The organism is Variovorax sp. VaC1 (genome assembly GCF_043658315.1).
Classification (GTDB): Bacteria; Pseudomonadota; Gammaproteobacteria; order Burkholderiales; family Burkholderiaceae_C; genus Variovorax.
Map to the genome: position 1 here is coordinate 527246 of NZ_JBIGLT010000003.1, position 20588 is coordinate 547833.

Consider the following 20588-nt stretch of genomic DNA (forward strand, 5'->3'; position numbering starts at 1 on the left):
TTTCCCTCGACAGAGGGGTGTCATATGGATGTCACAGAAGCTTTTTAGAGTCCGTCCCAAGCCCGAAAGGGACTACTTCTTACTTCTAAAGGAAGCTTTATGAAAACGACGTTCAAATTTGCTGCAGCCGGCCTGATCGCCGCTGCTTTCGCCCAAGCTCCCGCCTTCGCACAAGATGTGACGGGCGCCGGTGCCAGCTTCCCGGCACCGCTGTACGCCAAGTGGGCTTCCGACTTCAACAAGGCCACCGGCGTCAAGATCAACTACCAGTCGGTCGGTTCGGGCGCTGGCATCAAGCAGATCGAAGCCAAGACCGTCGACTTCGGCGCATCGGACGCTCCCCTGAAGGACGACGAACTGCAAGCCAAGGGCCTGATGCAGTTTCCCACCGTCATCGGCGGCGTGATCCCCGTGGTCAACATCCCTGGCATCAAGCCCGGCGAGCTGAAGCTCAACGGCCAGGTCCTGGGCGACATCTACCTGGGCAAGATCACCAAGTGGAACGACCCCGCCATCAAGGCACTGAATGCATCGCTGGCCCTGCCGGACGCCGCCATCGCGCCGGTTCGCCGCGCCGACGGTTCGGGCACCAGCTTCCTGTTCACGAACTACCTGAGCAAGGTCAACGCCGAGTGGAAGTCGAAGGTCGGCGAAGGCACGGCCGTCAACTGGCCCACCGGTGCGGGTGGCAAGGGCAATGAAGGCGTTGCCGCTTTCGTGAGCCGCCTGCCGAACTCGATCGGCTACGTCGAGTACGCCTACGTCAAGCAGAACAAGATGACGTATGCACAGATGCAGAACGCTGCTGGCACCTTCGTGTCGCCTGACGACACCGCCTTCAAGGCCGCTGCCGCCGGCGCCGAATGGAGCAAGAGCTTCTACCAGGTGCTGACCAACCAGGCTGGCAAGGACGCATGGCCCATCACCGGCGCCACCTTCATCCTGATGCACAAGGTGCAGGACAAGCCCGCCAACGCGACCACCGTGCTCAAGTTCTTCGACTGGGCCTACAAGAGTGGCGACAAGACTGCCGACGACCTCGACTACGTGCCGATGCCTGACGCCGTGAAGGCCACCATCGCCAAGTCGTGGGGTGAAGTGAAGGACGCGTCGGGCAAGGCCGTCGCGTACAAGTAAACCCACCCATCAGTCCAGGACGGCGCGCCCATGAGCATTTCATCGCTCGAGGACGCGCCGATTTCGTCTTTGCCGGAGCGACCCTTGTCATCCACCTTTCCTGCCGCCGCCGCCACGCTCGACCTCGCGGCCGAGCGCGGTCGTGCCACCGCCCCTCCGCCTCCTGCCAAGGCACCGCGTTCCGGCCCCATGGCCGACCGGCTGTTCGGCTGGGCCGCCAAGGGCGCCGCGCTGCTGACGCTCGCGATGCTGATCGGCATCCTGTTGTCACTGGTGATCGGCGCCTGGCCCGCCATTTCCAAGTACGGCCTCGGCTTTCTCACGAGCAGCGTGTGGGACCCGGTGAAGGACGAGTACGGCGGCCTGGTGATGATCTACGGCACGCTGGCCACCTCGTTCATCGCCCTGGTGATCGCGGTGCCGGTGAGCTTCGGCATTGCGCTCTTCCTGACAGAACTTTCGCCCAACTGGCTCAAGCGCCCGTTGGGCACGGCCATTGAACTGCTGGCGGCGGTGCCTTCGATCGTCTACGGCATGTGGGGCCTGCTGGTCTTCGGCCCGATCCTCTCGACCTGGGTGCAACAGCCGCTGCAGAAGCTGTTGACCGGCGTGCCGTACCTTGGCGCGCTGGTGTCCGGCCCGCCCGTGGGCATCGGCATTCTTTCGGCCGGCATCATCCTGGCGATCATGATCATCCCGTTCATCGCCTCGGTGATGCGCGACGTGTTCGAAGTGACGCCGCCGCTGCTCAAGGAGTCGGCCTACGGCCTGGGCTCCACCACCTGGGAAGTCGTGTCCAAGGTCGTGCTGCCCTACACCAAGGCCGGCGTGATCGGCGGCATCATGCTCGGCCTGGGCCGGGCGCTGGGCGAAACGATGGCCGTCACCTTCGTGATCGGCAACATGAACCAGCTCAACTCGCTGTCGGTGTTCGAGGCTGCCAACAGCATCACCTCGGCACTTGCCAATGAATTCGCGGAAGCCGGCGCCGGCCTGCACCAGGCTGCGCTGATGTACCTGGGCCTCGTGCTGTTCTTCATCACCTTCGTCGTGCTATCGCTCTCGAAGATGCTGCTGACCCGGATGAAGAAGAGCGAAGGAACGAAGTCGTGAGCACAGCACAAAACCTGCTGAGCGCCAAGGCGCTCGCCGAAACGCGCCAGGCGAAGTTCGCCTCGCGCAACCGTGTCAACAAAATCGCGCTCACGCTGTCGCTCGCTGCGATGGCGTTCGGCGTGTTCTGGCTGGTGTGGATCCTGTGGGAAACGCTGCGCCAGGGCGTTGGCGGCCTGGCCATCGCCACCTTCACCGAGATGACGCCGCCGCCGAACGAGGCGGGCGGTATTGCCAACGCCATCTTCGGCTCGTTCGTGATGGTGATGCTGGCCACCTTCGTGGGCACGCCGATCGGCATCATGGCCGGGATCTACCTGGCCGAATACAACCCCAAGGGCTGGCTCGCCTCGGTCACGCGCTTCGTCAACGACATCCTGTTGTCGGCGCCGTCGATCGTGATCGGCCTGTTCGTCTACGCCGTGGTGGTGGCCTACTTCAAGACCTTCTCGGGCCTGGCCGGTGCGCTGGCGCTCGCGCTGATCGTGATTCCGGTGGTGATCCGTACCACCGAGAACATGCTGCAGCTGGTGCCGCCGGGCCTGCGCGAAGCGGCCTACGCCCTGGGTACGCCCAAGTGGAAGGTGATCCTGAGCATCACGCTGCGCGCCGCGCGTGCCGGTGTGGTCACGGGTGTGCTGCTGGCCGTGGCGCGCATTGCCGGCGAAACCGCGCCGCTGCTCTTCACCGCGCTGAACAACCAGTTCTGGACCGCCGACGTGAGCCAGCCGATGGCCAGCCTGCCGGTCACGATTTTCAAGTTTGCGATGAGCCCGTACGAGAACTGGCAGAAGCTGGCGTGGGCCGGCGTGTTCCTGATCACCGTCGCCGTGCTCGCCCTCAATATCCTGGCGCGGGTCCTCACGCGCACCAAACACTGACTGAAGAAGAAGATCACCCATGGCAAATACCGTCGCACAACCGTCGCGTTCGAAGATCTCGGTCAAGGACCTGAACTTCTACTACGGCAAATTCCACGCGCTCAAGGGCATCAACCTCGAGATCCCCGAGAACAAGGTCACGGCCTTCATCGGCCCGTCGGGCTGCGGCAAGTCGACCCTGCTGCGCACCTTCAACCGCATGTTCGAGCTTTACCCCGAGCAGCGCGCCGAGGGCACGATTGCCCTGGACGGCGAGAACCTGCTCACGTCCAAGCAGGACGTGGCGCTGATCCGCGCCAAGGTCGGCATGGTGTTCCAGAAGCCGACGCCGTTCCCGATGTCGATCTACGACAACATCGCCTTCGGCGTGAAGCTGTTCGAGAACCTTTCGGCCAGCGAGATGGACGACCGCGTCGAGTGGGCCCTGAAGAAGGCGGCCCTGTGGACCGAAGTGCGCGACAAGCTGCAGCAAAGCGGCTCGGGCCTCTCCGGCGGCCAGCAGCAGCGCCTGTGCATTGCGCGCGGCATTGCGATCAAGCCCGAAGTGCTGCTGCTCGACGAGCCGTGCTCCGCGCTCGACCCGATCTCGACAGCCAAGATCGAAGAGCTGATCGCCGAACTCAAGAATGAGTACACGGTCGTCATCGTCACGCATAACATGCAGCAGGCCGCCCGCTGCAGCGACTACACCGCCTACATGTACCTCGGCGACCTCATCGAGTTCGGCGCGACCGAACAGATGTTCTTCAAGCCGCAGCGCAAGGAGACCGAGGACTACATCACCGGCCGTTTCGGTTGATCCCCAGGAGACACCATGACTGAAAAACACCTCTCCAGCCAGTTCGACAGCGAACTCAACGGCGTTTCGTCGCGCGTGATGGAACTCGGCGGCATGGTCGAGTCGCAGATCCACCAGGCGGTGTACGCGCTGCTGCAGTTCGACCCCGAGGCGGCCGACCGCGTGATGGAAACCGAGCACCGCGTCAACGCGATGGAAATCGACATCGACCGCGAGCTGTCGTCGATCATCGCGCGCCGCCAGCCGACCGCCCGCGACCTGCGCCTGTTGATCGCCATCTCCAAGACCACCGCCAACCTGGAGCGTGTGGGCGACGAGGCCAACAAGATCGCGCGCATGGTCAAGTCGATCATCGAGAGCGGTTCGGCCCGTGCGCTGCCCACCACCGAGCTGCGCATCGCGGCCGACCTCGCGTCGAGCCTGCTGCGCACCGCGCTGGACGCCTTCGCGCGCCTGGACACGGCCGCGGCGCTGTCGATCCTGAAGGACGACGACCTGATCGACAAGGAGTTCGACGGCTTCGTGCGCAAGCTGGTCACCTACATGATGGAAGACCCGCGCACCATCTCCGCCAGCCTCGACCTGCTGTTTCTGGCCAAGGCCATCGAACGCATCGGCGACCACGCCAAGAACATCGCCGAGTTCATCATCTACATCGTCAAGGGTGCCGATGTGCGGCACACTTCGATGCAAGAAATCGAGTCCGCGCTGCAGTAAGCGCGGCAAAAGACTCCCAAAGAAAGCATGAAGAAACCCCGAGTCCTGATCGTCGAAGACGAGTCCTCGATCGCCGAGCTGATCGCCGTCAACCTGCGCCACAACGGCTTCGAGCCGATCTGGTCGGAAGACGGTGCCGCAGCACAGCGAGAGATCGACGCCTTCCTGCCGGATCTGATCCTGCTCGACTGGATGCTGCCGGGCCAGAGCGGCCTGCAGCTCGCGCGCCAGTGGCGCAAGGACCCGCGCACCAAGGCCATCCCGATCCTGATGCTGACTGCGCGCGGCGACGAACCCGACAAGGTGGCGGGCCTCGATGCAGGCGCCGACGACTACATCACCAAGCCTTTCTCCACGCAGGAGATGCTGGCCCGCATCCGTGCGGTGCTGCGCCGCCGTGCACCCGAAGTGGTGACCGAGCGCGTCGAGATCGGCGAGCTGGCACTCGACACCTCCACCCACCGCGTGACGTGGCAGGGCGGAGCGCTGAAGGTCGGGCCGACCGAATTCAAGCTGCTGGCCTACCTGATGCAGCACGCCGAGCGCGTGCACAGCCGGGCGCAACTGCTCGACAAGGTGTGGGGCGACCATGTCTACATCGAAGAGCGCACGGTCGACGTGCACGTCAAGCGCCTGCGCGAGTCGCTGGGTGCGGCCGCGCCGATGGTGGAAACCGTCCGGGGAGCGGGCTATCGCCTGACCGCCCAAGTCACGGTTTGAACGCCGTGACGTCCCTTGGCTGCGGGCGCGGATAATCGCCCGCCATGCCCTTTCGAATCGCTACATTTTTAATAGCGTCCCTCGTAATAGGAGCGGGCGCTGTCGGCCTTTTCGGCTGGAAGTTCGCCTGGCTCGGCGCCTGGTTGGGCGCCGTGCTGTGGCTGGGGCTCGACGCCTGGCGCGCCGAGCGCCTGCTGCAGGTGCTGCGCAACGACGCCCTGGGCCTGCCGGCGCGTGGCCCCGGCGTGTGGGGGGAACTCTCCGAACGCATCCGCAAGCTGCTGCGCGACCGCGAGCAGCAGACCCGCCAGGCCGAAGACCGGCTGCAGGAGTTTCTGGCTGCGATCCAGGCGTCGCCCAACGGCGTGGTGCTGCTCGACGAGCAGGGCCGCATCGAGTGGTGCAACGAGACGGCGGCCGGCCAGTTCGGCATCGACGCCGAGCGCGACCTTGCGCAGCATCTGGCGAACCTCGTGCGCGACCCGGCTTTCGTGGCTTACCTGGCTTCGTGGAACTACAGCCGCGACGTGATCATCGATGCCTCCGGGCCGGGCCATGCGCACCTGCGCAGCCATCCTGTGCGGCTGTCGGTGCAGGTGCATCCCTACGCAGGCAACCGCCGGATGCTGCTTACGCGAGACATCACCGCGCTCGAACAGGCCGAGGCGATGCGGCGCGATTTCGTCGCCAACGTCTCGCATGAAATCCGCACGCCGCTGACCGTGCTGGCCGGCTTTGTCGAGACCCTGCAGAACCTGCCGCTCGATGCGGACGAGCGCACGCGCTATCTCGCGCTGATGGGACAGCAGTCGCACCGCATGGAAACGCTGGTGAACGATCTGCTCACGCTGTCGCGTCTCGAAGGCAGTGCGGCGCCTTCGGGCAACCAGTGGATTCGCACCCGTGCCTTGTTGGCGCAGTGCGAGGACGAAGGCCGTGGCTTGTCGGGACGGCTGGCGCCACTGGGGCATCGGCTGTCGTTCACCATCGATGCCGAGTCCGAGGTGTCGGGTGCGCCCACCGAACTGCAAAGCGCGATGTCGAACCTGTTGAGCAACGCAATCCGCTACACGCCCGGTGGTGGCGAGGTGGCCGTGAGCTGGAAGGTGCTGCCGGATGGCCGTGGCGAGTACGCGGTGCGCGACACCGGCCCGGGCATTGCGGCCGAGCACATTCCACGGCTGACCGAGCGCTTCTACCGCATCGACCGCAGCCGCTCGCGCGAGACCGGCGGCACCGGGCTGGGCCTTGCGATCGTGAAGCACATCGCGCAACGCCACGGCGCCGAGCTGCGCATCGAGAGCACGGTCGGCAAGGGTTCCCGCTTTGCGCTGCTGTTTCCGGCGGCACGCGTGCGGGAAGCGCGCGTACTCGCGAAGTAAGCGGCTGGCGGGTCGGGCGACTCAGGCCGCCCGCTTCGCCATCGTCCAGCGCAGCAGTGCGCCGAACAGCAGGGCAGTCAGTGCCAGTGCCGCTGCACTCATGATCCAGAACGCCAGCGGCGACTGCATGGCCTCCCAGGGGCCGAGCCCGTGGTACGCCAGCAGGTAGCTGCCACCGAGGCCCAGGCCCCAGAGCATCGTGCAATAGATGACCAGCGGCGCCAGCGTGACCCGGTAGCAGCGCAGCACGAACACGCAGAGCGTCTGCATCGCATCGGCCAGGTGGAATGCGGCCACCGGCAGCATCAGCGCCGCGGCCAGCGCAATGACGGCGGGGTTGTCTGAATACACATTGGCCAACGGAAAGCGCAGCGTGACCAGCGCCGTCGCGAAGAGCAGGGCGCACAGCACCGCCAGCTCGAAGCCCAGGCGACAGCTGTGCCGCGCCTTGGCGGCATCGCCCGCGCCGAGCCAGAAGCTCACGCGCGCGCTGGTGGCGATCGAGAGCGACAGCGGCACCATGTAGGCCACCGCCATCAGGTTTGCGGCGATCTGGTGGGCGGCTGCCGCGGCGGTGCCCAGGCGCGCGATGAACAGCGCCATCAGCGTGAACGAGGTCACCTCGACCAGCACCGCAAGGCCACCGGGTATGCCCAGTCGTGCGAACTGCCGGATCTGCTGCCAGTCGGGCTTCTCGATGCGCTCCCAGAGCCGGTAGTTCCGGTAGAAGGGGCTGCTGCGCAGCAGCCACACCGCACACGCGAGCATGGCCCAGTTCACGCACAGCGTCGCCCAGCCGCAACCTACGAGGCCCATCGCCGGCAGGCCCGCACCGCCGAAGGTGAACCAGATCGACAGCGGGAGCTTGACGAGCAGCGAGCCCAGCTGCAGCCAGGTCACGAGTTGGGGCTTGCCCAGGCTCTGGTTCAGGGTGCTGAAAAGGCGAAACAGCAGGGAAGGCGCGAGGGCGAAGGCCAGCACGCTCAGGTACATCTCCACTTCGCCGCGCATTTCCGCAGGCACCTGCGTCAGCCGCAGCACCGCGCCGGGCGACAGCAGCGCCGCCATGCCGACCACGATGGCGATGGCGGCAAGGTACAGCGATTGCCGCACCGAGCGGCCCACCTCGCTGCTGCGGCCGCCGCCGTGCAGTTCGGCCCAGATCGGCAGCAGGGCCTGCAGCACGCCCATCAGCGAGACATACACGCTGATGAAGATGGCGGCACCGACCGAGAGCGCGGCCAGCGCGTTCTCGGAATAACGGCCGGCGATGATGGTGTCGGTGACGCCGAAGGCCATCACCGCCAGCTGGCCGACCAGCACGGTGCCTGCGTGCCGCGCGATCAGGCCCCGTTCGCCTTTCACTGCGGCGGGATCTTCTGATACAGCAACAGGTCGTCGGCCGGGCTGCTGGGACGGCGCAGGGTGCCGCTGAACCGCCATTGATCGAAGGGGATGATCGTGTGCAGCCGCCCGATCGTGTCGGGGCTCACCAGCAGCCAGGGGCAGTTGGTGCCCAGCAGCAGCGGCTGCAGGTTGAAGTTGCCGTGGTGGCGCAGCGCGGCGATGTGCTGCCGGCTCAGGGCCAGTTCGGCAATGCAGCGCGGCTGTCCGACCCGCTCGGCCACGGCGCGCACCTGCGGCACGTAGCTGCGTGCGTAGTCGATGGGAGGCAGCCAGAGCGTCATCAGCAGCATCCAGCACAACGCGGTGCCACCGGCTGGCAGCACGAGCGTCTTCCAGAGCGCGGCGCGGTGCCGCCCGGTGCGCCAGCGCACCAACCAGCACCAGGCGATGGTCGCGGCCAGCGCGAGCACGAAGGCGATCGGCGAGAACTCAGGCACGAAGCCGGGCACCAACCGGGCCACGCTGGCCGCGGGCTTCGGCGGCACGCCGGTCAGCATGGCGATCCAGTACATCCAGCCCAGCGCGGCGAGGCTGCTGAACAGGAGCACGTTGAACCAGTCGATCAAGGCCAGTGCGCTCCGGCGGAAGGTGGGCAGGGCAAAGGCGGCCAGGGTGGCGAAGGCCGGAAGCGCCAGTAGCAGCGAGCGATCGGAGAAGTCGGTGGTCCAGGTGGCGGCCAGCGGAACCAGCGCGAACCAGAGCGGCAGCGCCACATGGCGCGCGGAGAGCTGGCGTCGCCAGCGCCACAGCGTCCAGAGCGCGAACGGCCAGACCGGCCACGTGAACCACAGCAGCAGCTTGGCCTGGCTGCGGATGTCGCCGAACAGCGAGTTGCCGATCAGCGTGATCTTCCACTGCTGCAGGCCCAGGCCGAAAACCAGCGCGGCCGCAAGAAGGACGACGCAGACCATCGTGATCAGCGCGCCGCGGGTGTAGCCCGGGCCGTCGTCGGGACTGGCATCGGCGCCGAGCTTTGCCGTGCGACGGCGCTCGTAGGCGATGTACAGCGCACTGCCGGTGGCCAGCGCAAGGCCGACCGTCGGCGCGCCGCTCAGCGTGATGCCAAGCGTGCCCACGATCAACCCGATCACCGGACCGGCGCGGCGGTACGGAAGTGCCGCCACGCCGTAGAACAGGTGCGAGGCGAAGTACAGCTGGGCCAGTGCCGGCGTGGTCTCGTGGCCGAGCTGGGCCAGGCCCATGCAGGCAATCAGCGCCAGCAGGCCGCCATCGGCGATGGCACGTGCGTAATCGGTGGGGCGGGCCTCGCCGCCGAACGCGAACGCGACAGGCTGCGCGCGGGCTGTGCGGGCGAGGTAATAGACGGCGTACCAGGTCGCGGTGAAGGTGCCCCAGAGCAGCAGCGCAAAGGCGATGCGCACGGCCAGGTCGGGGTTCAGCCACGAGGGAGAAATCTTGATGGCCCAGGCGCCGATCCAGTAGGGGATCAGCGCGGGCGTTTCCGGGCGCATGCCCAGCAGCATCGGGTCGAACCAGCGGGAAATGCCCTCGGTGGTCCGCGCCAGTTCGGCCATGTAGCCGAAGGCCGTGATGTCAGCGCTCTTCCAGGGGCCCCGGCCCACCAGACCCGGCAGCAGATAGGCCGCGCAGAGCAGCAGCAGCGCGATGCGCGGCAGCCGGCGCACGGCGTTCTGGGCAACGATTGCGGGAGTGGGTTGGTTCAAGAGACGGGGAGCCGGGTTCGGAAAGAAAAAGGGCAGCGCGGTAAACCGGGCTGCCCTCGACGCAAAAGCGCGTGCCTTACTTCGAGGCGGCGCCGGTGGTCTTGCCGAAGCGGTTGCGGAACTTCTCGACGCGACCGCCCATGTTGTCGACCGACTTTTGCGTGCCGGTGTAGAAGGGGTGCGATTCGCTCGTGGTGTCGAGCTTGAACAGGGGCAGCTCGCGACCGTCATCGGTCGTGCCCATTTCCTTGGTGTTCGCGCACGAACGGGTCACGAACTTGAAACCGTTCGACATGTCGACGAACAGGATTTCGCGGTAATTGGGGTGGATGCCTTCTTTTGCCATGGTCTTTCCTTTTGCGCTGTTGGAATCAATGCGCGGTCGATGCGAGAGCCACCGGTGTGCCAGCAATCTGGCGCGCCGTTCTCAAGTGAATTGAGAAAGCTGGGCGACGCTGCCCAGCCGCACTTTTCGCGGAGCCCATGATTATCGCATACTGGCCCATTTTCGAACAAACCCGACCCTCCCATGACCTCCACTCCCCTGCGCGCCGGCCTCGTCGGCTACGGTTTTGCCGGCCAGACCTTCCATGCGCCGGTGCTTTCCGCCGTGCCGGGGCTCGAGCTGGCGGCCGTGGCGAGTTCGCAGCCCGACAAGGTCCGGGCCGACTGGCCGGGCGTCGCGGTGGTGCCCGACGTGTCGGCGCTGGTGGCGCGGGCGGACATCGACCTCGTCGTGGTCGCCACGCCCAATGCCCAACACTACCCGGTCGCGAAAGCCGCGCTGGAGGCCGGAAAGCACGTGGTGGTGGACAAGCCCTTCACCCTCGATGTGGCGGAAGCCAGGGCACTTGAAGTGTTGTCAAGGCACAACAATCGAGTGCTGGCGGTCTACCAGAACCGGCGTTTCGACGCCGATTTCCTGACGCTCAAGGACGTGCTGGCAAGCGGCGAGCTGGGCCGGCCGGTGTATCTGGAGTCGCATTTCGACCGATTCCGGCCCGAAGTGCGCGAGCGTTGGCGTGAGCAGGCCGTGCCGGGATCGGGCCTTTGGGTGGACTTGGGCGCTCATCTGGTCGATCAGGCGGTGCAGCTGTTCGGTCGGCCCGACACGTTGCAGCTCGACACCGCCGCCCTGCGCGATGGCGCGGTGGTCGAAGATTACTTTCATGCCGTTTTGCGCTACGAGCGCGGCGCCCACGCGCCGCTGCGCGTGGTCTTGCACGCCACCGCGCTGGCGGCTGAAGCTGCGCCGCGCTACATCGTCCACGGTACCCGGGGCAGCTACATCAAGCACGGTGTCGATACGCAAGAAGATGCGCTGCGCGCCGGACAACGGCCGCCAGCGGCAGGGTGGGGCGTCGATCCGCTCGATGGCGAAATCACCGTGATCGGCAGCGACGGCGTGCCGCAGCGGCGTGCCTTGCCGACCCGGGCGGGCAACTACGTCGACTACTACGTCGCGGTGCGCGACGCAATCCTTGGCAATGGCCCCAATCCCGTGCCGCCCGAGCAGGCCGTCGCGCTGATGGAGCTGCTCGACATCGGCCGCCAGAGCGCTCTCGAAGGCCGCGCGATCCATACGTCGCACCCATGAAAAAAGCGCGTTGGCCCGCAAGGGCCAACGCGCTTTTGCGACAGAGCTTGAAGCTCAGCCGCCGCGACGCATCATGTCGAAGAACTCGACATTGGTCTTCGTCGCCTTCATGTTCTTGAGCATCAGCTCCATCGACTCGATCTCGTCCATGTTGTACATGAGCTGGCGAAGAATGCGGGTCTTCTGCAGGATCTCGGGGGCCAGCAGCAACTCTTCGCGGCGCGTGCCGCTGCGGTTCAGCTGGATCGAGGGGAACACGCGCTTTTCGTACAGGCGGCGGTCGAGGTGGATTTCGGAGTTGCCGGTGCCCTTGAACTCTTCGAAGATCACTTCGTCCATGCGGCTGCCGGTGTCGATCAGCGCGGTGCCGATGATGGTCAGCGAGCCGCCTTCTTCCACGTTGCGCGCGGCGCCCAGGAAGCGCTTGGGGCGCTGCAGTGCGTTGGAATCGACACCGCCGGTCAGTACCTTGCCCGACGAGGGCACGACGTTGTTGTAGGCGCGGGCCAGACGCGTGATCGAGTCCAGCAGGATCACCACGTCCTTCTTGAGTTCGACCAGGCGCTTGGCGCGCTCGATCACCATTTCGGCGACGTGCACGTGGCGCGCTGCAGGCTCGTCGAAGGTCGAAGCAATGACTTCGCCCTTCACCGTGCGCTGCATTTCGGTCACTTCTTCAGGGCGCTCGTCCACGAGCAGCACCATCATGTGGACGTCGGGGTAGTTGGCGCTGATCGCGTGGGCGATGTGCTGCATCATCACCGTCTTGCCGCTCTTGGGCGGCGCCACGAGCAGGGCGCGCTGGCCTTTGCCGATGGGGGCGATGATGTCGATGATGCGGCCGGTGATGTTCTCTTCGCCCTTGATGCCGTCGCGCTCGAGCTTCATCTGCTCCTTGGGGAACAGCGGCGTCAGGTTCTCGAACATCACCTTGTGCTTGTTCTGCTCGGGCGGGCCGTCGTTGACCTTGTCGAGCTTCGTCAGCGCGAAGTAACGCTCGCCGTCCTTGGGCGTGCGCACTTCGCCTTCGATCATGTCGCCGGTGTGCAGGTTGAAGCGTCGCACCTGGCTGGGCGAGATGTAGATGTCGTCGGTACTGGCGGTGAAGCTGGTGTCCGGGCTGCGCAGAAAGCCGAAGCCATCGGGCAGGATTTCGAGCACGCCGTCGGCAAAGACCTGTTCGCCGGCCTTCGCGCGCTTCTTGATGATCGCGAACATCAGCTCCTGCTTGCGCATGCGGCCGACGTTTTCGATCTCAAGCGCTTCAGCCTGCTTGAGGACTTCAGACACGTGGAGTGCCTTGAGTTCGTTTAAGTGCATGGAATGACCCCTCGCGGGGCAATCGAACGGAAAACGGGGGGAGGTTTGATGTGAAGCGAGAACTGCTTCACTAACCGGGGAACTCGAACCGGTTGCCAGAAAGGGCCGGTGATCTGTGGAAGATTATGACAGTAAAAAAGCGCTCCGGCCAACGCATTGCGCGTCGGCCGGATCAAATGTCGCTCAGGCGAGTTGCTGGTCGATGAAGGCCGTGAGTTGCGCCTTGCTCATTGCGCCGACTTTGGTGGCGGCCAGTTGGCCGTCCTTGAACAGCATCAGCGTTGGGATGCCGCGAATGCCGAACTTGGCGGGGATGTCGCGGTTCTCGTCGACGTTCAGCTTGGCGATCTGCAGCTTGCCTTCGTAGGTGGCCGAGACTTCGTCCAGGATCGGGGCGATCATCTTGCAGGGGCCGCACCATTCGGCCCAGTAGTCGACCAGCACCGGCTGGCTGGACTTGAGCACGTCGGCCTCGAAGGAGGAATCGGAGATGTGTTTGATGAGTTCGCTGGCCATGTAATGGGTCCTTGTGCGCAGAGAGTTTCGGTGCAGCTAAAGTGCAGGTCATTGTGACAGAAACCAAGGGGTGGCGCGCCATGCGCAGACGCTATGGCACCGATAGCCAAAGCCCTTTGCGGGTCACCTCCAAGCGCTCTTCAACCCCTCGATAGAACATGAACGAAGGCCACCCTGTACAGGCCCTGTGGTGCGATCCCGCCGACGGCGTCGTCGCGCGGATCGTCCGCGCGCTCGAGCAGCGTCAGTTGCATGCGGCGCGTACTGTCGTGCTGGTGCCGTATGCGCAACTGATGGGTGTGGCGCGCAGCATGTGGGCGCGGTGCGGCAGCCCCGGTTTCGTTCCGCGCTTCGAGACCACGCACAACTGGGCGCGCAGCGCGGGCGGTTTCGTGCCGACCGGTTACGACATCGCGCACGACATGGCCCGCGATCTCGTGACGGCACAGGCGTTGCTGTCGCAGGCTGGCTTCAACGCCGAACGCTTTGCCCTGGCGGGGCGCGTGGTCGAGTTGGTCTACCAACTGGCGCCGCTTGCGGCCGCCGTAGCACCGGAAGAGCGGGGCGTCGAATGGGCGCAGCGCGCGTCGGCGGTGGCCGAGGCCGGCAGCGAGTCCGAGTGGTTCCGCACCGAAAGCGCGCTGATCCGCATCGCCGTCGCGTGGGCCGCGAACTCCGGCTTCGCCACCGATGTGCTGCTGCGCGACAGCACGCGCGACCAGGTCGATGCATTGATCGTGCTCGATGGCTTCCAGACCGACCCTTTGACGCACGCGCTCTGCAATCTGTGGGGCGACCGCGCCCTGCATCTCTCGTTGGTGCCTCTCGAAGCCCCGACCGAGGTCGCGGCTTCGCACGTCGCCCTCGACCCCGAAGACGAAGCCGAGCTGGCGGCCGCCTGCGTGTTGCGCCACCTTGCCGAAGACCGTGCGCCGGTCGCGCTGGTCGCCACCGACCGCGCGCTCACGCGCCGCATCAGTGCCCAGCTGAAGGCGCAAGGCATCGTCACGCACGACGAGACCGGCTGGAAGCTCTCGACCACCCGCGCCGCCGCCGCATTGATGAGCGCGCTGCGCGCCTGTGCGCATGACGCCGGCAGCGACCAGGTCCTCGAGTGGCTCAAGAGCGGCGCCGGTGGCGACGCGCTGGCCGTCCAGTCGCTCGAAATTCGCCTTCGACGCGAGGGCTTGCGTGACTGGTCAGCCTGGTGTGCCCTGGTGGCTCGCACCGGCGAAATGAAGGACCCGACGCTGTTGCCCTTCACCGAAGCCATCGAGGCACGCCGTGCGCCGATGGCCCGCTCACGCTCGCTGGCCGATTGGCTGCGTGCCCTGCGCGAGTTGCTGGAGGCCAGTGAGCAATGGGAGCCGCTCGCCGACGACCTTGCCGGCGGCAAGGTGATCGCCGCGCTGTGGCTCGATGCCGACGCCCACGGCGATGACGGCGATTTCCCCGGTGGCCGCCACACGCTCGCCGAGTTCACCGCCTGGGTGCGCGACGTGCTCGAAGACGCGAGCTTCGTGCCGCCCGCGGGCGACCAGGCGCCCAAGGTCGTGGTCCTGCCGCTCTATCAGCTGCTGGGCCGTGCATTCGGCGCCGTGGTCATCCCTGGTTGCGACGATCGGCGCCTGCCGGCATCGCCCGAACCCCCCGGCAACTGGAGCGCAGCCCAGCGCGCCGAGCTGGGCCTGCCTTCGCGCGACATGCTCGAAGCTGCGCAGCGCGCCGCCTGGAGTGCGGCCCTGCACAACCCCTCCTGCGAGATCGTCTGGCGTCAATCCGATGCCACCGGCGAGCCGGTACGCCCGAGCCCGTTGGTGCAGGCGCTGCATCTCGACCATGCCTTGCAGTCCGCCGACGACCCGCGCACGGAACGCGAGGTTGCCGTGCAGCCCACCGCGTGCCCCGCGCCGTCGGGTGCCTTGTTGCCCTTGCTGAACATCTCGACCAGCGTCTACGAGGACCTGCGCCGCTGCCCCTATCGCTTCTTCGCCTTACGGCAGTTGGGCCTGCGCAGTGCCGACGAGCTCGATGCCGAGATCGACAAACGAGACTTCGGCAACTGGCTGCACGCCGTGCTGGGGCATTTTCATGAGGCGCTGCTCGAAGCGCCGACGCAAGATGCACAGGCGCGCATTGCACTCATCGAAAGCGCGGCGCAGCGCGCAACGCAGGAGCTCGGGTTGTCCGACGCCGAGTTCCTGCCGTTCGCCGCCGCGTGGCCAGCCGTGCGCGAGGGCTACCTTGAATGGCTCGTGGGGCACGAGGCGAGCGGGGCTGTCTTCGTCGAGGCCGAACCCTGGAAGGAGCAGCCGCTGGGCGACCTGCGGCTGATAGGCCGGCTCGACCGCATCGACCGCACAACCGACGGCAAGGCCTTCGTGATCGACTACAAGACCGAGTCCGCCACCGTTTCCAGGGAGCGCGTGAAAGACCCGACCGAAGACACGCAGCTTGCGTTCTATGCCGCCCTGGTGGCCGACGACACCCTGCGCGCGGCCTACGTGAACGTGGGCGAAAAATCTTCCGGCACGCAGACCGTCGAGCAACCCGCCGTGGTCGAAGCACGGGACGCGCTGGTGGCCGGCATCATCAGCGACTTCACCCGCATCGCGCAGGGCGCGGCATTGCCGCCGCTGGGGGAGGGCGCGGTCTGCGACTACTGCGCCGCGCGCGGCCTTTGCCGCAAGGACTTCTGGAGCGACGAGGCGCTGCGGCCCACGGTTCCTGAAGAACTGGCGCCGTCCTCGCAGGGTGTCCCCACCGTTGGAGGCGATGCGAAATGAGCGGTGCAGCCTACGAGCACAACGGCAAGCACGTCACCCGCGAGGCGTTCTACACCGTCGCCTGCGATCCGCGCCGCTCGGTCGCGGTCGAAGCCTGCGCTGGCGCGGGCAAGACCTGGATGCTGGTGTCGCGCATCGTGCGCGCGTTGCTCGAAGAGGGCGACTCGGCCTGCGAGCCGCACGAGATCCTGGCCATCACCTTCACCAAAAAGGCCGCTGGCGAAATGCGCGAGCGGCTCGACCAGTGGCTCGAACAGTTCGCTGAACAGCCCCCCGAAGAACTGGTGAAGCAGCTCGTGATGCGCGGGGTCGAACCCGCGGCGGCGCTGTCGGCCGTGCCGCGCCTGCAGGGCCTCTATCGACGCCTGCTCGAAGGCGGCAGGCCAGTGCAGTTCCGTACCTTTCATGCCTGGTTCGCGGGGCTGCTGCGCAATGCACCGCTGGCGGTGCTGCGCGAGTTGGGCTTGCCGTCCAACTACGAACTGCTCGAAGACGATGCCGAGGCGCGCAGCCACACCTGGCGGCCGTTCTTCGAGGCCGTCACGGCCGACAAAAGCGCGCTGGCCGACTACTACGCCGTCGTCGCCACGCACGGCCGCTCGCAGACCGCCAAGGCCTTGAGCGAAGCGCTGTCGAAGCGCGTCGAATTCTCGCTTGCGGATGCGGAGAACGCGGTCCAACACTTCAGCGCGCTCCATTCATCGCTGGCCGGCATGGACCAGCCGACCGACGCCTTGCGCGGCGAACCGGTCCGTCGCCGCTGGCTCGACCGTGCCGCCGCGCTCGGCCGCGAAAGCAACAAGACGCCGCAGAAGGCAGCGGAGGCCATCATCGACGTGTTCGGTGTCGGCGAGCCCGAGAGCGAATCGCTGGTGGCCGCACTGGCGCACCTGCGCAAGAACTTCTTCGTTGCGAGCGAAGACCGCCTCAACAAGAACCTGCAGAAATTCCCCGCGGCCCAGGAGGCCGAAGCCGAGCTGCAGGTGCTGTGCGCTGCGCAGGCGCAGCACGCGGCATGGCTCTACCAGCAGCGCATGACGCGGCTCACGCGCATCCTGATTGCCGCCTTTGCCGAGGTGAAGCGCGCGCACGGCTGGGTCGACATGAACGACGTCGAACAGGCCGCGCAGTTGCTGCTTGGCCAGTCGGCGTTGTCGGGTTGGGTGCAGGAGCGGCTCGACGCGCGCATCGCGCACCTGCTGATCGACGAGTTCCAGGACACCAACCCGCTGCAATGGCAGGCGCTTTACGGCTGGCTCAGCGCCTACACCGGTGCGCAGGGCCGCGCGCCGCGCGTCTTCATCGTGGGCGATCCGAAGCAGAGCATCTACCGCTTTCGCCGTGCCGAGCCACAGGTGTTCATTGCCGCCAAGAAGTTCGTGCGCGAAGGGCTCGACGGCGAGCTGCTCAATTGCGATCACACCCATCGCAACGCACGCGGGGTCGTCGGGTTGGTCAATGCGGCAATGCTGGCCGCGCAAGAGGCTGGCGAGTTCGACGGCTACCGCGCTCACACCACCGAGCGCGGCGACGATGGCGAGCTGCTCAAGCTGCCGCCCATCGACCGCGATGCAGTCGGTTCGGCCGCCGAAGCAGCGCCCGCGGACGACGGCATGCTGCATTGGCGCGACAGCCTCATCACGCCGCGCGTGCTGCCCGAAGAGCAACTGCTGCAGAAAGAATGCGAGCAGGCCGCGCGCTGGGTCGCGCAGCGCATCGCCGACGGCACGCCGCCGCGGCAGATCATGGTGCTGGCGCGCCGGCGCAGTCGTCTGTCTGCGATGCAGGACGCACTGCGGCAGCGCCACATTCCCGTGCAGCAGCCCGAGAAGAACGAGCTGCATGACGCACCCGAAGTGCAGGATGTGGTTGCGCTGATCGACGCGCTGGTTTCGCCTGCGCACGATCTCTCGCTGGCGCAGGCGCTGAAGTCGCCGCTGTTCGGCATCGATGACGAGGCACTGGTGCAATTGGCGTTGCGCCAGCGCGAGCGTCCTTCAGCCAGCTGGTTCGGCCTGATCCAGAAGGGCGAGGGCTTGCCGCCGGTGCTGGTCGAGGCTGGTGCCAGGCTCAGGAAGTGGCAGCGCTGGTTGATGTCGCTGCCGCCTCACGATGCGCTCGACGCGATCTTTCATGACGGCGATGTGCTGGCGAAATTCGGCGCCGCGGTGCCCGCCGCCATGCGGCAAAGCGCGCTGGCCAACCTGCGCGGCTTGCTGTCGGCATCGCTCGACATCGAAGGCGCGCGTTTCGCCACGCCTTATGCGCTGGTGCGTGCCCTGCGTGCCGGCGGCGTGCGTGCGCCGTCCGTCGCCGCACCCGGTGCGGTGCAACTGCTGACTGTGCACGGTGCAAAGGGGCTGGAGGCCGACACCGTCCTGATGCTCGATTGCGATGCCGCACCACCGCGCGCGCAAACCATGGGCGTGCTGGTCGAATGGAAGGGCAGCGACAGTGCGCCGACGCGCTTCGTGTTTCTTGCGAGCGAGAAGACGCCGCCTGCCTGCGCGGCGACCTTGCTCGAGGACGAGCAGCGCGCGCGCCGTCGTGAAGAACTCAATGGCCTGTACGTTGCAACCACGCGGGCGCGCGAACGGCTGGTGCTGTCGTCGGTGCGGCCGGCGCGCGCCAACGAAGGCAGCTGGTGGACGCGGCTGGAGCCGCTGTGCGAGCCCACCGAGGCCGATGAGCCGCTGGTCGCGCTGCCCGTCGAGACCAGCGTCGCCAGCTTCTCGATGAAGCGGATGCCGGTTCTCCCCGTTGCTGTCGAACAGCCCTCCGCCAAGAAGGCTGCGGATGCCACGGTCGATGCGCGCGCTGCAGCCTTCGGCCAGGCCATGCACCGGTTGCTCGAATGGGCTGTGCCCGGCGAGCCGTTGCCGCCGGCCCACGTGCGTGCCGCGGCGCGGGAATTCATGCTCGATGCGCAGCAGGCGCGTGGTGCCGCAACACTGGCCGAGCGCATCCGCGCGGGGGCCGGCGCCTGGGTGTGGGACGATCGCCGGGTCGACTGGCATGGCAACGAAGTCACGCTGGTCCATGAAGGGGAGACCTTGCGCATCGACCGCCTGGTGCGCGAGCGCGCCAGCGGTGCCTGGTGGATCCTCGACTACAAATCTGCCGCGCGCCCCGAACGGGACGCGGCGTTGATCGCACAGATGCAGCGCTATCGCGCGGCAGTGCAACATGCCTACCCTGGTGCCACGGTCCGCGTCGCGTTCCTCACCGGGCAGGGCGAACTGGTAAATCTCGAATGACTGTTTCTCCTGTCGTCGCCGTGATCGGCGGCGGACCCGCCGGCCTGATGGCGGCTGAAGTTCTCAGCGCGTCCGGTGCGCAAGTGCATGTGTATGACGCCATGCCCTCGGTGGGGCGCAAGTTTCTGCTGGCTGGCCGTGGAGGCCTGAACCTCACGCATTCGGAGCCCTTCGATGTTTTCATGAGCCGCTTCGGCGAACGCCGCGCACAGCTCGAGCCGATGCTCGCCCAGTTCGGACCGCAGCAAGTGCGCGAATGGGCAGCGGGCCTGGGCGTCGAGACCTTCGTCGGTACGTCGGGCCGGGTGTTTCCGACCGACATGAAGGCCGCGCCGCTGCTGCGCGCGTGGCTGCAGCGGTTGCGCGCAGCGGGCGTGCAGTTCCACATGCGCCATCGGTGGCTGGGCGGCGAGCACATCGATGCAGCGGCATTGCGATTTGCAACGGCGGCAGGCGAGGTCACGGCAAAGGCCGACGCCGCAGTGCTGGCGTTGGGCGGCGCCAGCTGGGCGCGGTTGGGCTCCGATGGCGCGTGGGCGCCGTGGCTGGAGGCCTGCGGCGTGGGCATCGCGCCGCTGCTGCCTGCCAACTGCGGGTTCGACGGCGCTGGCTGGAGCGAGCATTTCTCCAGCCGCTTTGCGGGCCAGCCTTTCAAGTCGGTCGCGATTTCTTTCACCGACAGCCAGGGACACCGCTTTGCACGCAAGGGTGAATTCGTCGCGACGGCCACGGGCATCGAGGGCAGCCTGATCTACGCCGCGTCCGCGCTGTTGCGAGACGAGATCGCCGCGAATGGCAGTGCAACGCTGTTGCTGGACCTGCTGCCCGATCGCAGCGCTGAACAGGTGCTGGCTGCGGTGAAGCATCCGCGCGGCGCGCGTTCCCTGAGCAGCCACCTCAAGAGCCGCCTCGGGCTGGAGGGCATCAAGGCTGGCGTGCTGCACGAGGCATTGAGCCGCGAAGCGATGCAAGACCCGGTGCAACTGGCGGCAACGATCAAGGCCGTGCCGTTGAGGCTGGTTGCAACTCGACCCATCGATGAAGCCATCAGCACGGCCGGTGGCGTGCGCTTCGATGCGCTCGACGAGCAGCTCATGGCGAGCGCGTTGCCTAGCGTGTTCGTTGCAGGGGAGATGCTGGAGTGGGAAGCACCGACCGGCGGCTATCTGCTGACGGCCTCGATGGCGAGTGGCGCGGCGGCCGCGCGCGGCGCGATCCAGCGGCTGGGCCTGTGAGGGCCTCTTGCCGGCGGATGTTCTGTCGCTGAGTGT

Annotated in this window: 16 protein-coding genes; 11 read left to right on the forward strand and 5 right to left on the reverse strand. The window is 66.5% G+C overall.

The window, feature by feature from the left end; translation table 11 throughout:
• Positions 1–99 precede the first annotated feature (99 nt).
• Genes pstS through phoR form a run of 7 tightly spaced genes read left to right on the forward strand, consistent with a single transcriptional unit; the run spans position 100 to position 6749 of the window.
• The gene (gene pstS / locus ACGLHS_RS14670) at positions 100–1137 is read left to right on the forward strand and encodes a phosphate ABC transporter substrate-binding protein PstS (RefSeq protein ID WP_093240837.1); all 1038 of its coding nucleotides are present in this window, start codon (positions 100–102) and stop codon (positions 1135–1137) included.
• Between the two features lie 30 nt (positions 1138–1167).
• A complete protein-coding gene (pstC, locus tag ACGLHS_RS14675) occupies positions 1168–2250 on the forward strand; it encodes a phosphate ABC transporter permease subunit PstC (RefSeq protein WP_093240835.1) in 1083 nt (360 codons plus the stop codon).
• Positions 2247–3131: a phosphate ABC transporter permease PstA gene (gene pstA / locus ACGLHS_RS14680; RefSeq protein ID WP_093240832.1), complete on the forward strand. Its 885-nt coding sequence runs from the start codon at positions 2247–2249 to the stop codon at positions 3129–3131. Before pstC ends, pstA begins: the two co-directional genes overlap by 4 nt.
• Before the next feature lie 19 nt (positions 3132–3150).
• The gene (gene pstB, locus ACGLHS_RS14685; RefSeq protein WP_093240829.1) at positions 3151–3930 is read left to right on the forward strand and encodes a phosphate ABC transporter ATP-binding protein PstB; all 780 of its coding nucleotides are present in this window, start codon (positions 3151–3153) and stop codon (positions 3928–3930) included.
• A 15-nt stretch (positions 3931–3945) separates the two neighbouring features.
• A complete protein-coding gene (phoU, locus tag ACGLHS_RS14690; RefSeq protein ID WP_093240827.1) occupies positions 3946–4647 on the forward strand; it encodes a phosphate signaling complex protein PhoU in 702 nt (233 codons plus the stop codon).
• A gap of 27 nt (positions 4648–4674) precedes the next feature.
• The gene (gene phoB, locus ACGLHS_RS14695) at positions 4675–5367 is read left to right on the forward strand and encodes a phosphate regulon transcriptional regulator PhoB (RefSeq protein ID WP_007836652.1); all 693 of its coding nucleotides are present in this window, start codon (positions 4675–4677) and stop codon (positions 5365–5367) included.
• Positions 5368–5411: 44 nt separating this feature from the next.
• Positions 5412–6749 (forward strand): phosphate regulon sensor histidine kinase PhoR, encoded by a 1338-nt coding sequence (phoR, locus tag ACGLHS_RS14700; protein WP_093240824.1) that lies wholly within the window; start codon positions 5412–5414, stop codon positions 6747–6749.
• A 21-nt stretch (positions 6750–6770) separates the two neighbouring features.
• On the opposite strand, the gene ACGLHS_RS14705 is transcribed toward phoR, so the two are convergent.
• The 3 genes from ACGLHS_RS14705 to ACGLHS_RS14715 form a co-directional block, all read right to left on the reverse strand.
• Positions 6771–8114, reverse strand: coding sequence for an MATE family efflux transporter (locus ACGLHS_RS14705; RefSeq protein WP_394480699.1), 1344 nt, complete (start codon positions 8112–8114; stop codon positions 6771–6773).
• A complete protein-coding gene (locus tag ACGLHS_RS14710; RefSeq protein ID WP_394480701.1) occupies positions 8111–9841 on the reverse strand; it encodes a hypothetical protein in 1731 nt (576 codons plus the stop codon). The genes ACGLHS_RS14705 and ACGLHS_RS14710 overlap by 4 nt, the downstream gene beginning before the upstream one ends.
• Before the next feature lie 76 nt (positions 9842–9917).
• A complete protein-coding gene (locus tag ACGLHS_RS14715) occupies positions 9918–10187 on the reverse strand; it encodes a type B 50S ribosomal protein L31 (protein ID WP_093240817.1) in 270 nt (89 codons plus the stop codon).
• Between the two features lie 183 nt (positions 10188–10370).
• Between ACGLHS_RS14715 and ACGLHS_RS14720 the strand changes: the two genes are divergently transcribed.
• The gene (locus ACGLHS_RS14720; protein WP_394480704.1) at positions 10371–11438 is read left to right on the forward strand and encodes an oxidoreductase; all 1068 of its coding nucleotides are present in this window, start codon (positions 10371–10373) and stop codon (positions 11436–11438) included.
• 54 nt (positions 11439–11492) lie between these two features.
• Here the strand turns inward: ACGLHS_RS14720 and rho are convergent, their stop codons facing one another.
• Together rho and trxA are read right to left on the reverse strand one after the other, a co-directional pair.
• Positions 11493–12758, reverse strand: a complete 1266-nt coding sequence (gene rho / locus ACGLHS_RS14725) for a transcription termination factor Rho (RefSeq protein WP_081266259.1) — start codon at positions 12756–12758, stop codon at positions 11493–11495.
• Between the two features lie 183 nt (positions 12759–12941).
• On the reverse strand, positions 12942–13274 hold the full coding sequence (gene trxA / locus ACGLHS_RS14730) for a thioredoxin TrxA (protein WP_042578306.1): 333 nt from the start codon (positions 13272–13274) through the stop codon (positions 12942–12944).
• Positions 13275–13432: 158 nt separating this feature from the next.
• On the opposite strand from trxA, the gene ACGLHS_RS14735 reads away from it, so the two are divergent.
• The 3 genes from ACGLHS_RS14735 to ACGLHS_RS14745 are packed head-to-tail and all read left to right on the forward strand — an operon-like array spanning position 13433 to position 20552.
• Positions 13433–16060, forward strand: coding sequence for a PD-(D/E)XK nuclease family protein (locus ACGLHS_RS14735; RefSeq protein ID WP_394480707.1), 2628 nt, complete (start codon positions 13433–13435; stop codon positions 16058–16060).
• Positions 16057–19317 (forward strand): UvrD-helicase domain-containing protein, encoded by a 3261-nt coding sequence (locus tag ACGLHS_RS14740; protein ID WP_394480709.1) that lies wholly within the window; start codon positions 16057–16059, stop codon positions 19315–19317. The genes ACGLHS_RS14735 and ACGLHS_RS14740 overlap by 4 nt, the downstream gene beginning before the upstream one ends.
• Positions 19314–20552: a TIGR03862 family flavoprotein gene (locus ACGLHS_RS14745; RefSeq protein ID WP_394480711.1), complete on the forward strand. Its 1239-nt coding sequence runs from the start codon at positions 19314–19316 to the stop codon at positions 20550–20552. The genes ACGLHS_RS14740 and ACGLHS_RS14745 overlap by 4 nt, the downstream gene beginning before the upstream one ends.
• The last annotated feature ends 36 nt before the right edge of the window (positions 20553–20588 follow it).

Bases quoted from the DNA above. Each gene is read 5' to 3' on its own strand.
- phoR (WP_093240824.1), top strand. From the start codon at position 5,412: ATGCCCTTTCGAATCGCTACATTTTTAATAGCGTCCCTCGTAATAGGA.
- ACGLHS_RS14735 (WP_394480707.1), top strand. From the start codon at position 13,433: ATGAACGAAGGCCACCCTGTACAGGCCCTGTGGTGCGATCCCGCCGAC.
- phoU (WP_093240827.1), top strand. From the start codon at position 3,946: ATGACTGAAAAACACCTCTCCAGCCAGTTCGACAGCGAACTCAACGGC.
- ACGLHS_RS14745 (WP_394480711.1), top strand. From the start codon at position 19,314: ATGACTGTTTCTCCTGTCGTCGCCGTGATCGGCGGCGGACCCGCCGGC.
- ACGLHS_RS14720 (WP_394480704.1), top strand. From the start codon at position 10,371: ATGACCTCCACTCCCCTGCGCGCCGGCCTCGTCGGCTACGGTTTTGCC.
- pstB (WP_093240829.1), top strand. From the start codon at position 3,151: ATGGCAAATACCGTCGCACAACCGTCGCGTTCGAAGATCTCGGTCAAG.
- pstC (WP_093240835.1), top strand. From the start codon at position 1,168: ATGAGCATTTCATCGCTCGAGGACGCGCCGATTTCGTCTTTGCCGGAG.
- ACGLHS_RS14715 (WP_093240817.1), bottom strand. From the start codon at position 10,187: ATGGCAAAAGAAGGCATCCACCCCAATTACCGCGAAATCCTGTTCGTC.
- ACGLHS_RS14740 (WP_394480709.1), top strand. From the start codon at position 16,057: ATGAGCGGTGCAGCCTACGAGCACAACGGCAAGCACGTCACCCGCGAG.
- trxA (WP_042578306.1), bottom strand. From the start codon at position 13,274: ATGGCCAGCGAACTCATCAAACACATCTCCGATTCCTCCTTCGAGGCC.
- rho (WP_081266259.1), bottom strand. From the start codon at position 12,758: ATGCACTTAAACGAACTCAAGGCACTCCACGTGTCTGAAGTCCTCAAG.
- phoB (WP_007836652.1), top strand. From the start codon at position 4,675: ATGAAGAAACCCCGAGTCCTGATCGTCGAAGACGAGTCCTCGATCGCC.
- pstS (WP_093240837.1), top strand. From the start codon at position 100: ATGAAAACGACGTTCAAATTTGCTGCAGCCGGCCTGATCGCCGCTGCT.